Origin of the sequence: Clavibacter nebraskensis NCPPB 2581, from assembly GCF_000355695.1 — a bacterium.
GTDB lineage: Bacteria > Actinomycetota > Actinomycetes > Actinomycetales > Microbacteriaceae > Clavibacter > Clavibacter nebraskensis.
The window spans coordinates 996,805-1,009,436 of the sequence record NC_020891.1; the positions used below are offsets into that span (position 1 = coordinate 996,805).

Sequence of the window (12,632 nt, forward strand, 5' to 3'; positions counted from 1 at the left end):
CGCGGCCACGTCCCCGTGCGGGGGAGGCGCGGGCCGCACGGCGGATCCCGGGGGTGAGCGGGCAGGATGCGGGGATGGCCGCCTCCCGCATCCGCGCGCTCCTCCGCGACGAGCGCGTGGCGTTCCTCCTGGTCGGCGGCTTCAACACCGCCTTCGCGTTCCTCCTCTTCGCGGGGCTCGCCGCCACCGCGGGCCGGGCGCTCGACGCGGCGGGGCTCCCGGTGCTCGGGTCGCTCGTGCCGCTCGCCGGGAGCTACGCCGTGGCCGTGCTCGTGGCGTTCGCCCTGTACCGGCGGCTCGTGTTCCGCGTCCGCGGCCACGTGCTGCGCGACCTCGCGCGCTTCGTGTCGGTGTACGCCGTGTCCATCACGCTCAACGCCGTCTCGCTGCCGCTGCTCGTCGCGACGGGCGTCCCGCGTCTCATGGCCCAGGCGCTCATCGTGGTGGTGATCACGCTCATCAGCTACGTCGGGCACCGCTGGTTCTCGTTCCGCCGGCCCCCCGACGAGGGCCGGGCCGGCCGCTGACCGGCCCGTTGCTAGACTGCGACCCGTGCAGATCCGAGAGCTCGCCGTGCCCGACGGCTACGAGATCACCCCCGTCCAGCGCGCCGACGACCGGGGCGTGTTCCTCGAGTGGTACCGGTTCGACGAGCTCGAGCGCGTCGTGGGCCACCGGCTCGACCTGCGCCAGGCCAACATGAGCGTCTCGAAGCGCGGCGTCGTCCGCGGCGTGCACTTCGCCGACGTGCCGCGCGGCCAGGCCAAGTACGTGAAGGCCGTCTCCGGCGCCGTGCTCGACTTCGTCATCGACATCCGCGTCGGATCCCCGACCTTCGGGCAGTGGGACAGCGTGCGGCTGGACACCGAGACCCACAAGGCCGTCTACATCTCCGAGGGGCTCGGCCACTGCTTCGTCGCGCTGACCGACGACGCGGCCGTCACCTACCTCGTGAGCGACGTCTACAACCCGGGCGCCGAGCACGGGATCGACCCGCTCGACCCCGAGGTCGGACTCGTCTTCCCCGAGGAGGCGGGCGAGCCGCTCCTCTCCCCGAAGGACCTCGAGGCCCCGACGCTCGCCGAGGCGGCGGCCGCCGGGCTCCTCCCCACCTGGTCGGACATGCGCGCCTTCCACGACTCCCAGAAAGCGAGCTGACCCATGAAGGGCATCATCCTGGCCGGCGGCTCCGGCACCCGGCTCTGGCCGATCACGAAGGGCATCAGCAAGCAGCTAATGCCGATCTACGACAAGCCGATGATCTACTACCCCCTGTCGACCCTGATGATGGCGGACATCCGCGAGGTGCTCATCATCACGACGCCCGAGTACAACGACCAGTTCCGGGCCCTGCTCGGCGACGGCTCGCACCTCGGCATGCGCATCGAGTACGCGGTGCAGCCCTCGCCCGACGGCCTCGCGCAGGCCTTCGTCATCGGCGAGGAGTTCATCGGCGACGACTCGGTCGCGCTCGTCCTCGGCGACAACATCTTCCACGGGGCCGGCCTCGGCACGAGCCTCCGGAGGAACACCGAGGTCGACGGCGCGCTGATCTTCGCGTACCACGTGGCCGATCCCACGGCCTACGGCGTGGTCGAGTTCGACGAGGACTTCACGGCCGTGTCCATCGAGGAGAAGCCCGCGGCGCCCAAGAGCGCGTACGCGGTGCCCGGCCTCTACTTCTTCGACAACGACGTGGTCGAGATCGCGAAGGGCATCGAGCCCAGCGAACGCGGCGAGCTCGAGATCACCGCCGTCAACGACCACTACCTCCAGGCCGGGCGCCTCCACGTGCAGGTGCTGGACCGCGGCACCGCGTGGCTCGACACCGGCACGTTCGAGAGCATGATGCAGGCCTCCGAGTACGTGAAGGTCATCGAGGACCGTCAGGGCTTCAAGATCGGCTGCATCGAGGAGATCGCGTACCGCGCCGGCTGGATCGACCGCGACGCGCTCGAGGAGCTCGCGCGTCCGCTCATCAAGAGCGGCTACGGGCGCTACCTCGTCGCGCTGCTCGAGGCGTAGCGCCGCGGCCCGGCTGACCTGGCCGGCGTCAGCGGGCGGTGAGCTCGCCGGACTGCAGGCCGGAGACGAGGGCCTGCGCCGTGATGTGGATCCCGGCGGGCAGCGGCATCGTGTCGCGCTCGTCGAGGTCCGGCCACACGACGCTCTCGAGGCGCAGGTCGACCGCCTGGTAGCCCGCGAGGGGCGACAGGCCGAGCATCACGTGCGGCCGCGCCTTGCCGAGGGCCGTGAAGTGCCCGAGCAGCGCGCTGATGGTGACGGGCTGGCCGGACGCCAGGATCTTGACGACGTGGGCGTCCGCCGGCCGCTGCAGGAGGCGCGCGGTCGCGTCGCGCACGAGGCCGGCGCAGTCGTCGGCGTAGAGGTAGTCGCGCACCGTCTCGAGCGGCACGTAGATCGACGCCGGCGTGGGGGAGAGGTTGGCGCGGGCCAGCTGCGTGATGAGGCCCTGCGGCTTGCCTACGGCCTGGCGCGGACCGTACAGGTTCGCGATGCGCCCGATCAGCGTGCGCACGCCGGCGCGCTCGCCGAACGCGCGCACGAGGCCCTCCGCGCGGAGCTTCGCCTCCCCGTAGGGCGCGAGCGGCCGGGGCTCCGTGTCCTCCGTGAAGGGCGGCTGGGCGGCTCCCGCGTACACGCCGCCCGCGGACGACGAGTAGAACAGCGCGCCGCCCGGGGCCGGGGCGGTCGCGGCGGCCCGGGCGATCTCGTCGAGCACCGCCTCGAGCTGCCCGAGCTCGTGGTCCAGCTGCGCGCGCGTGCTGCCGGTGACCGCGGCGCCCGCGCACCACATGACGGCCCAGCTTCCGGCGGCGCGGCCCGCCTCGAGGAGCCGCTCCGCCTCGGTGCGCGCGGCCGCCCGCATCACGGACTCGTCCGTGGTCGACCAGGGCAGCGGCCGGGCGGCGACGGGAGCCCACCGGGGATCCGCCGTCATGGCGTCGAGCAGCGACGCGCCGAGGAGGCCGCGCGCGCCGATGATCCAGACGGGGACGGCGGACGTCATACGTGCCCGCGCGGCGGACGCCCGTGCGGGCCGTCCAGGGGGTCGCGCACGATCAGGTACGCGGGCCGGCCCTGCGCCATGCCGACCGAGACGCCGATGTACTCGGCGATGATCCCGAGGGAGAACAGGATGATGCCGCTCGACGCGAGGATCGTGACGATGGTCGACGCCCAGCCGGCGGGCACCGAGTTGTCGGTGAGGCGGCTGACGACGATGACGATCACGAAGATCAGCGCGACGACGAGGAATAGGGCCCCGAGCACGCTCACGGCCCGGAGGCCCCGCGTGCCGCTGGAGAGCACCATGCGCCAGAAGTGCGAGAACAGGCGGCGGGGCGAGTAGCCGGACTGGCGCTCGCCCTCGTCGCGGAGGGTGATGTCGCACGTCGAGATGCGGTTCGCGACCCAGCCGAGCGCGATGTCGAGGTACACGCCCGACCCCGCGTACGCCGCGACGCTCCGGCCGACGGAGCCGAGCACGAGCCGGTAGCTCTGGAACTGCTCGGCGTCCTGGTCGGAGGACATCGCGTTGAGGGCGACCTTCGCGCCGCGCGACGCGATGTTCCGCAGGAACCCGTGCGACGGCGTGTTCGTCGGCTTCGCGTAGACGACCGAGGCGAGGTCGCGCATGGCCACGTCGAGCATGTCGGGGATGAAGCCCGGGTCGTGCTGGCCGTCCTCGTCGAGGGTGACGATCCAGTCGCCGCCTGACGACGCCATGCCCGCGAGCGTCGCGGCGTGCTGCCCGAAGTTGCGGCTCAGCCAGATGGGCCGGACGAAGGGGTGCAGGCGCTTGAGCTCGCGGAGGACGCGGGGGGATCCGTCGCGTCCGTTGTCGAAGACGAGGAGCACCTCGGTCACGGCGTAGCTGTGGCCGTCGCGCGTGATCTGCGGGACGGTGAAGGGCTGGATCTCGGCGATCAGCGCCTCGAGCGTCAGCTCCCCCTGGTACACGGGGATGACGACGGAGACGGAGTGGTCGGGGGGCAGCACGTCGGCCCCGGCGTCCCGCGACTCGACGGCGCTCACGCGGCGCTCCCGGCCGAGCGCGACATGCGCCGTCCGAGGTAGAGGTAAACGAGCCGGCGGGAGAGCGCCTTGGCCCGGGCCATCATGTCGCCGAGCCGGACGTCCGCGCGGGAGACGACGCCGGGGTGCGCCTCGAGCACCCAGCGGTGGAACCCGGCGGCGGCGCTGGCCTGCTCGCCCGCGAGGCGCACGCTCCACTGCGAGTCGGAGATGCGGAAGCCCGCGAGGGCCTTCGGTCCGACGGACGCGAAGTCGCCGCGGAGCAGCACCTTCGCGTACGTGGTCTCGTCGATGAGGTAGGGCCAGCGGGAGTCCCACCAGCCCACGGCCTCGAGGTCGGCCCGGCGCATGAGCACGCAGCCCGGCTCGCCGAAGATGTTGGTGCCCGAGCGGATGGTGCGGCGGACGGCCGCGGCGCCCGTGATGGCGATGCGGGATCCGGAGACGCCGTGGTCGCGCACCACCGGACGGCTGTCGGCGTCGACGATGTCGCGCGGGCTGGCGACGAGGACGACCGACGGCGACGCGTCGAGCTCGGCCACCTGGCGCTCGAGGATGGTGGGGTAGAGGAGGTCGTCGCCGCAGACCAGCTTGATCAGATCGCCCCGTGCCTCCTGGCTCACGCGGTTCCAGTTGCGGAGGGCGCCGCCGCCCGCGTCGGTGCGGAGCAGGCGGACGCGCGGCTCGTCGGCGTAGCGCTGCATCACGTCCCATGTGCCGTCGGTGGAGGAGTGGTCCGCGATCACGACCTCGAAGTCGGTGAACGTCTGCGCCAGCACGGAGTCCACCGTCTCCTGGAGGTAGTCGGCGTTGTTGTAGGCGGGGATGACGATCGAGACGCGTGGGGCCACGTGGCTCTCCTTCGGCGAGGCAGGAGGGGACGCGCCCGGGTCGAGGCCCACCCGCTGCACGTCATCGTGCGACGTGCGACGGAGACCGTAGGCGACCGCGGTGCGCGTGCGGACGGGGGCCATCCTCTCACGGCTCCCGCCCGCGACCCGGGAGGCGGCGGTGCGCACCGGGTGGTGCTCACGGGGCCGGGAGGACCCAGGCGTTAGGGTGAGTCCCGCCCGCGCCGAGCCAGCCGGTCCGGGCGGTACACGACGAACGGATTCCTCTCCCCATGCGCAGCAAGCTCTTGTGGCCGACCGCCGCCGTCGCCGCCACGGTGGTCGGCGCGACCATCCCGATGCTCTTCTTCACGGGCTACTACTTCGTGAACGACACCGAGGCCGGGGCGTACGGCCAGTGGTTCGAGATCGGCCGACGCATCCTCGACGGCAACTGGTCCCTGCTCAACCCGACCGTGTGGCAGTCCGGCAACTACCAGGCCGAGGGCGCGTGGGGCATCTACAGCCCCTTCCTCTGGGCCGTCGGCCTCGGCTCGCAGCTCATGTCGAACGCCGCCCTGTACTCGACCATCGTCAAGCTGGTCTGCCTCGCCATCGCCTCCGCCGGCCTCTACGTGCTGGCCCGCGCCTACGGCGTGACCCGGCCCTGGTCCGCGGTCGTCGCCACCGCCGTGCCCCTGGCCGGCTTCACCCTCTACTTCGACGCCCCCTCGTGGGTCAACGGCCTCATGGCCTGGGCGTTCTGGCCGCTCGCCGTCGGCCTGTCCCGACGCGTCGTGCGCACCGGCGCGAACCCCGTCGGCGCGGTGCTCGCGGCCGTCACCGTGGTGGGGATCGGCTACGCCGCCGCCACGCTCATGCTGGCCGCGGCGCTCGGCGCGCTGCTCGTGGAGGCACTCATCCGCCGCCGCCGTCCCGAGGTGCTCCGGGCCCTCGGGCTCTCGGTCATCGCCGGGCTCTTCGCGGTCCTGGTCCACCTGCCCGGGGTGCTCACCTCGTCCGTGTCGGGGCGCTCCAACTCCATCGGCAACGACGGCTTCCTCACGGTCGACCTCAGCGACCTCGCCATCTCGGGGATGCCCATGGGCAGCCCGTTCATGGAGTACTACGTGGGGAACATCCCGGGCGCCCCCATCACCTACATCTCCTGGCTGCTCCCGCTGCTCGTCCTCATCGACTGGCGCCGGCTCTGGGCCCTGCTGCGCGGGCGGCCGTCCATCCTCATCATCGGCGTCGCCGCGATCGCGGGCGTGCTCGCCCCGTCGGAGATCGGGCCGCTCCGCTACCCGGTGCGCGTCGTCCCGTACCTCACGGCCGTCATCCTCGTCGTCCTGGCGCTCGGCTTCTCGCGCAGCCTGCGCCGCGTCCTCACCCGCCGCCACCTCTACGCCGCCTGGGCGATCGTCGCCGTCAACGGCGCGCTGCTCCTGACGCAGGATCCGCGGGCGCTCAAGCCGGCGATCGTGGCCGTCGCGCTCGTCGGCGTCCTCGTGCTCCTGGTCTACGGGCTCGCCGTCGGCTGGCGCCCGCGTCGCGGTCCCGCCGTCATCGGCCGCGTCGCCGACCGCGCCCGCGCGACGCGGCGGTCCCGGTCCGCGGCCATGGCCGTCGTCGCGATCGTGGGCACGGTCGCCCTCCTCGTGCCGCAGCACTACCGCTCGCCGAAGTCCCCGCTGGAGACGTACGACCTCCCCGCGGACGTCAGCGCCTACAGCACGCAGCTCCCGCGCGCGGAGGGCGACATCCTCGTCGTCGGCTTCCCGCAGACCACCGACTACGCGGAGACCCTCCTCGGCAACTCCTGGTACGTCACGGGCAAGCCGGTCCAGAACGCGTACTCCTCCGTCTACTACCCGGGCTACGGCAACAAGGTCTGCATGCAGTTCAACGGCCTCACCTGCGGCGCGCTGTACGAGCGCCTGTTCCAGCCCGTGAAGGGATCCGACACCGGGGTTGACCTGGTCGACCTCATCGGCGCGAGCACCGTTCAGGTCATCAAGGCCCAGCGGGGGAGCGACCCCGCGAAGACCGTGGCGCGCAGCGACTGGGAGGACGTCCCGGCTGGGTGGAGCGTCGTCGAGGACACCCCCACCACGCGCACGATCGTCCGCGACACCCCGCTGAAGGGCGCGGGCGGCGTCGTGTGGACGTCGGACGGCACGCGGGTGACGCTGCTGCACGACGACCCGATGGGATCCACCTTCCGCGTGGACGCCGCCCCGGCCGACGGCGGCACGGTCGCCATGGCCCTCATCCCCTGGCCGGGGTACCAGGTGTCGGGCGCCGAGCTGCGCGCGAAGCCGGTCGACGGCTTCCTGCTCGGCGTGGACGTCTCCGCGGCGGACGTGGGGAAGACCGTCACGGTGTCGTTCTGGAGCCCGGGCTGGCAGATGCAGGTCGCGTCCGCCGCCCTCGTGATCCTCCTCACGGCGGCATGGGCGATCGGCCGCCTCGTCGTGCGCCGCCGCCGCCGGGTGGCCGCACGATGAGCGGGCTGCGGCCGCGCGTCGTCGCGGTCGTCGTCGCCTGGAACCGCCGGGAGCTCGTCGTCGAGACCCTCGCGGCGCTGGCCGCGCAGACGGTGCCGCTGCACGAGGTGGTCGTCATCGACAACGCCTCGACGGACGGGTCGGCCGACGTCATCCGCGCGCGCTTCCCGGAGGTAGCGCTCACGACGCTGCCGACGAACACCGGGGGCGCCGGCGGGTTCACCGCGGGCATCGAGCGCGCGATCTCGGTCCACGACGCCGAGCTCGTGTGGCTGATGGACGACGACACCGTCCCGGATCCCCCGGCGCTCGAGGAGCTGCTGCGCGCGCGCGCCGCCGCCCCGCGCGGCACGGTCGTCCTCGCATCCGCCGTGCGCTGGACGGACGGACGCCCGCATCCCATGAACACGCCGCGCACGAGGCCGTCGGCGTCCCGGGCGAGCGTCGCGCGCGCCGCCCGGCGCGGCTGCACGCCCGTCCGCACGGCGTCCTTCGTGTCGATGATGGTCGAGGCCGACGCCATCCGCGCCCACGGCCTGCCGATGGCCGACTACTTCCTCTGGAACGACGACTTCGAGTACTCGGCGCGCCTCCTGCGCCGCGGACGCGGCTACCTCGTGCACGGGAGCACGGTGGAGCACCGCACCCGCACGTTCGGGTCGACGGACGTGGATCCCGGGGCCCGCTTCGTCTTCGAGGTGCGCAACAAGATCTGGATGCTGCGGCTCTCCCGCGCCCTCTCGCCCGCTGAGCGCGTGCTCTACGCGGGCGCGGCGCTCGTCGGCTGGGCGCGGACGATCGCGCGCTCCGCGGACCGGCCGCTGCTGATCCGCGGCCTGGTGGACGGGATCCGCCAGGGACTGGGGAGCCGGCCCCGTCCGGCCGCGGAGGTCCTCGCCGGCCTCGGCGGCATCACCGAGGGCGTCCGCCGCATCGAGGCGGGTGCCGGTCGCGCCTGAGCGCTCCCGCGCCGGACGGCGCGGCCGCCGGGCCGCACAGCCGCCGGGATCCGCAGCCGGGCTCCCGGTAGACTCTGGTGCTCGACGCGCCCCGGCCCGCCCGGCCGCCCGTCCGGCACCGACGGCCCCGCTGCGCACGCAGCACGGAACATGATGGAGGACCCGTGCCCACCGAGGCCTTCTCGCTCCTCCTCCCCGTGTACCGCGGCGACCGCCCCGAGTTCCTCCGTCGGGCGTTCCGCAGCAGCGTCGAAGACCAGGCCCTCCGGCCGGACGAGGTCGTCGTCGTCCGCGACGGCCCGGTGTCGGCCGAGCTCGCGCGCACCATGGCCGAGCTCGCGGAGGCGTCGCCCGTCCCCGTCGTCACGGTCGAGCTCGCGCGCAACATGGGACTCGCCTACGCCCTCGAGCGCGGGCTCGAGGCCTGCGCGCACGACGTCGTGGCCCGGATGGACGCCGACGACATCAGCCTCCCCGAGCGCTTCGCCCGCCAGCTGGCCCTCATCTCCGGCGGCCTCGACCTGGTCGGCACCGGCATGTACGAGTTCGCGGACGACGTCGGCACCATCGCCGGACGCCGCACCCCGCCGGTCGGCGCCGACGCCATCTCCCGCTACGCGCGCTTCCACGACCCGTTCAACCACCCCACCGTCGTCTACCGGCGCGCCGCGGTGAAGCGTGCCGGCGGCTACATGCCGCTCGGGCTGATGGAGGACTACTACCTCTTCGCGCGCATGATCCAGTCGGGCGCGCGGGTGGAGAACCTCCCGGACCCGCTCGTCATGTACCGCGTGAGCGCGGGCGCCTACGCCCGCCGCGGCGGCGTCGCGCAGCTCGTCGCCGAGCTGCGGCTCCAGCGCGAGTTCCGCCGCCGCCGCTTCACGTCGCCCTCGCAGGCCCTGCGCAACGTGCTGGTCCGCGGCGGCTACCGCCTCATCCCCGAGGCCGTCCGCCGCGGGCTGTACCGTCGCCTGATCACGCGCGACCGGACGGTCCCGCGGGCCGGCGCCTGATCCCCCGGTACCCTTGACCAGTCCCGTCGAGCGCCCGTCGGGCGCCACCCCAGCAAAGGAATGTGCCATGAGCCCTGATCTCGTAGTGGTCGGGTCCGGTTTCTTCGGACTCACGATCGCGGAGCGCGTCGCCGAGGAGCTGGGCCTCAAGGTCCTCGTCATCGACCGTCGCGACCACATCGGCGGCAACGCGTACAGCGAGAAGGACCCGGAGACCGGCATCGAGGTGCACCGCTACGGCGCGCACCTGTTCCACACGTCGAACGAGACGGTGTGGGAGTACGTCAACCGCTTCACGGACTTCACGCCCTACGTGCACCGCGTCTACACGGAGCACCAGGGGGAGGTCTTCCCGCTGCCGATCAACCTCGGCACCATCAACCAGTTCTTCCGCTCCGCCCACGGGCCGCAGGCCGCGCGCGACCTCATCGCCGAGCAGGCGTCCGAGCTCGACGCCGGCGAGGCGAAGAACCTCGAGGAGAAGGGCATCTCCCTCATCGGGCGCCCGCTCTACGAGGCGTTCATCCGCGACTACACCGCGAAGCAGTGGCAGACGGATCCCACGGACCTGCCGGCCGAGGTCATCAGCCGCCTGCCCGTGCGCTACACGTACGACAACCGCTACTTCAATGACACGCACGAGGGCCTGCCCGTGGAGGGCTACACCGCGTGGCTCGAGCGCATGGCCGACCACCCGAACATCGAGGTCCGCCTCGAGACCGACTTCTTCGACGAGACCCAGGAGGTCAACCGGGCCTCGGTCGTGGGGAAGGTGCCCGTCGTCTACACGGGCGCCATCGACCGCTACTTCGACTACTCGGAGGGCGCGCTGTCGTGGCGCACGCTCGACTTCGAGCGCGAGGTGCTCCCAGTCGGCGACTTCCAGGGCACGCCCGTCATGAACTACGCCGACTCCGACGTGCCGTTCACGCGCATCCACGAGTTCCGCCACTTCCACCCGGAGCGCGACGCCCCGGCCGACAAGACGGTCATCATGCGCGAGTACTCGCGCTTCGCCGAGGGCGACGACGAGCCGTACTACCCGGTCAACACCGCGGCCGACCGCGAGGGCCTGCTGAAGTACCGCGAGCTCGCCAAGCAGGAGGCGGGCGTCTTCTTCGGCGGCCGCCTCGGCACGTACCAGTACCTCGACATGCACATGGCGATCGGCGCCGCGCTCTCGATGTACGAGAACAAGCTCAAGCCCGTCCTCGTGAAGGATGCCTCCTGATGGCGGCCGCCGGCGAGGGGGCTCCCGTGGAGCTCGACCTCATCCAGCGCGTCATCCTGCCGTCCGAGCACGACCCGGACATCGTCCCGCTGTACGTCGACGCGGACTACTGGACGAGCATCCCGGTGGCGCCCGAGAAGCGCCGGCGCTCGCCGCTGCGCGTGGTCGACTCGGACACGCACAACGCCGTCGTCCGCCTCAGCGACATGGGCATCATCAGCGCCATCCGCGGCGACCGCGGCTTCCAGGTGCCCCACCGCAGGAAGGTGTCGTTCGGCACCTACTTCAACGCGTTCCCCGCCTCCTACTGGCGCGCGAGCACCACGCTCGACGGCGTCGTGCTCGATGTGGAGACCCGCGGCGAGGGACAGGTCATCGTCTACCGCTCGAACGCGCGCGGCGTGATCCAGAAGGTCGACGGCGCCGCGGTGTCCGGCTCCGCCACCTCCCGCTTCGAGCTCCCGTTCACGTACTTCGCCGACGGCGGCTGGTACTGGTTCGACCTGATGGGCGAGGAGGCCGACTTCGCGCTCGTCGAGGCCGGCTGGTACGCGCCGGAGGGATCCGCCCCCACGGCGGGTGCCGCGGGATCCGTCAGCATCGCCATCACCACGCTCAACCGCGCCGAGTACTGCGTGAAGCTCCTCACCGACATCGGCGAGAAGCCGGACGTGGCCGCGCTCCTCGACCACGTCTACGTCACCGACCAGGGCACCCAGAAGGTCGCGGACCAGCCGGCGTTCCCGCGCGCGCAGGAGCTGCTCGGCGAAAAGCTCCGCGTCATCGACCAGGCCAACCTCGGCGGATCGGGCGGCTTCTCGCGCGGCATGTACGAGACGCTCAAGGAGGGCGCGAGCGACTACGTCCTCGTCATGGACGACGACATCACGCTCGAGCCCGAGAGCATCCGCCGTGCCGTGAAGTTCGCGGACTACGCGCGGACACCCACGATCGTCGGCGGCCACATGTTCGACATGTACGACAAGAGCAAGCTCCACGCGTACGCCGAGGGCTTCGACATGTGGAACTTCATGTGGGGTCCCGTCACGCCCACACGCCACGACTTCAGCGCGTCGAACCTCCGCCAGACCCGGTGGATGCACCGCCGCGTCGACGCCGAGTACAACGGCTGGTGGATGTGCCTCATCCCCGTCTCCACGATCGAGCAGGTCGGCTTGTCGCTGCCCGTGTTCATCAAGTGGGACGACGCCGAGTACGCGCTGCGGGCGAAGGAGATCGGCGTGCCGACCGTCACGCTCCCGGGGGCCGCCGTCTGGCACGTGTCCTGGGTCGACAAGGACGACTCGCAGGACTGGCAGGCGTTCTTCCACGCGCGCAACCGCCTCGTCGCGGCGCTGCTGCACTCGCCCTACGAGCGCGGCGGCCGGTTCCTCACGGCCAACCTCGCCACGGACGTCCGCCACCTGGTGTCGATGCAGTACTTCGCGCTCGCCGCCCGTCACGAGGCGTACCGGAACATCCTCCGCGGGCCGCGCGGCCTGCACGAGGACATGGTGACGCGCCTCGCCCGCACGCGCGAGCTGGCGCAGGGCTTCACGGACGGCGTCCCCATCAAGGACCGCGCCGCGCTGCCCGAGATCGTCGCGCCGGACAAGCCGCAGCGTCGACGCGGGGGAGGCGCCCCCTCGGGCATCTCCCGCCTCGTCTGGCTCGCCCGGACGGTGGCGCGCCACGCGTTCGCCCCGCTCAGCCAGGCGGCGACGCGTGGGCCGGAGGCGCACCTCGCGTTCGAGGACGCCCGCTGGTGGGTCGTCCCCTCGTTCGACAGCGTCCTCGTCTCCAACGCGGAGGGGTCGGCGGCGCTCCTGCACCGTCGCGATCCCGTGCTCTTCCGCCGCATGCTGTGGACGAGCATGGTGCTCCGCTGGCGCATCCTCGCCCGCTGGCCGCAGCTCAAGGCCGCCTACCGCGCGGCCCTGCCCACGGTCACGAGCCCGGAGACCTGGGCCCGCACGTTCGGCGTCGACCAGCCGCCGGCCGGCCGCCGGAAGAGGTAGCCCGCCGCGGAT

Annotated in this window: 11 protein-coding genes; 8 read left to right on the forward strand and 3 right to left on the reverse strand. The window is 72.3% G+C overall.

From position 1 onward, the window contains the following. The first annotated feature begins 74 nt into the window (after positions 1-74). From CMN_RS04755 to rfbA, 3 genes are read left to right on the forward strand one after another with little or no spacing between them, the layout of a single operon-like run. Complete coding sequence (locus tag CMN_RS04755) at positions 75-527, forward strand: GtrA family protein (protein WP_015489713.1); 453 nt, start codon at positions 75-77, stop codon at positions 525-527. A gap of 25 nt (positions 528-552) precedes the next feature. Beyond that, positions 553-1,158, forward strand: coding sequence for a dTDP-4-dehydrorhamnose 3,5-epimerase family protein (locus CMN_RS04760; RefSeq protein WP_015489714.1), 606 nt, complete (start codon positions 553-555; stop codon positions 1,156-1,158). A gap of 3 nt (positions 1,159-1,161) precedes the next feature. Next, complete coding sequence (gene rfbA, locus CMN_RS04765) at positions 1,162-2,025, forward strand: glucose-1-phosphate thymidylyltransferase RfbA (protein WP_015489715.1); 864 nt, start codon at positions 1,162-1,164, stop codon at positions 2,023-2,025. A gap of 28 nt (positions 2,026-2,053) precedes the next feature. On the opposite strand, the gene CMN_RS04770 is transcribed toward rfbA, so the two are convergent. From CMN_RS04770 to CMN_RS04780, 3 genes are read right to left on the reverse strand one after another with little or no spacing between them, the layout of a single operon-like run. Next, the gene (locus CMN_RS04770; RefSeq protein ID WP_015489716.1) at positions 2,054-3,031 is read right to left on the reverse strand and encodes an NAD-dependent epimerase/dehydratase family protein; all 978 of its coding nucleotides are present in this window, start codon (positions 3,029-3,031) and stop codon (positions 2,054-2,056) included. Next, positions 3,028-4,059: a glycosyltransferase gene (locus CMN_RS04775; RefSeq protein ID WP_015489717.1), complete on the reverse strand. Its 1,032-nt coding sequence runs from the start codon at positions 4,057-4,059 to the stop codon at positions 3,028-3,030. The genes CMN_RS04770 and CMN_RS04775 overlap by 4 nt, the downstream gene beginning before the upstream one ends. Beyond that, positions 4,056-5,033 (reverse strand): glycosyltransferase family 2 protein, encoded by a 978-nt coding sequence (locus CMN_RS04780; protein WP_487249728.1) that lies wholly within the window; start codon positions 5,031-5,033, stop codon positions 4,056-4,058. The genes CMN_RS04775 and CMN_RS04780 overlap by 4 nt, the downstream gene beginning before the upstream one ends. A gap of 149 nt (positions 5,034-5,182) precedes the next feature. On the opposite strand from CMN_RS04780, the gene CMN_RS04785 reads away from it, so the two are divergent. The 5 genes from CMN_RS04785 (at position 5,183) to CMN_RS04805 (ending at position 12,620) form a co-directional block, all read left to right on the forward strand. Then, positions 5,183-7,399 carry a hypothetical protein gene (locus CMN_RS04785; RefSeq protein WP_015489719.1) on the forward strand — a complete coding sequence of 739 codons (2,217 nt, stop codon included), beginning with the start codon at positions 5,183-5,185 and terminating at the stop codon, positions 7,397-7,399. Beyond that, positions 7,396-8,358 carry a glycosyltransferase gene (locus CMN_RS04790; RefSeq protein ID WP_015489720.1) on the forward strand — a complete coding sequence of 321 codons (963 nt, stop codon included), beginning with the start codon at positions 7,396-7,398 and terminating at the stop codon, positions 8,356-8,358. The genes CMN_RS04785 and CMN_RS04790 overlap by 4 nt, the downstream gene beginning before the upstream one ends. 164 nt (positions 8,359-8,522) lie before the next feature. Beyond that, complete coding sequence (locus tag CMN_RS04795; protein WP_015489721.1) at positions 8,523-9,371, forward strand: glycosyltransferase; 849 nt, start codon at positions 8,523-8,525, stop codon at positions 9,369-9,371. A 67-nt stretch (positions 9,372-9,438) separates the two neighbouring features. After that, positions 9,439-10,602: a UDP-galactopyranose mutase gene (gene glf / locus CMN_RS04800; RefSeq protein ID WP_015489722.1), complete on the forward strand. Its 1,164-nt coding sequence runs from the start codon at positions 9,439-9,441 to the stop codon at positions 10,600-10,602. Next, positions 10,602-12,620, forward strand: a complete 2,019-nt coding sequence (locus tag CMN_RS04805; RefSeq protein ID WP_015489723.1) for a glycosyltransferase — start codon at positions 10,602-10,604, stop codon at positions 12,618-12,620. Before glf ends, CMN_RS04805 begins: the two co-directional genes overlap by 1 nt. Positions 12,621-12,632 lie beyond the last annotated feature (12 nt).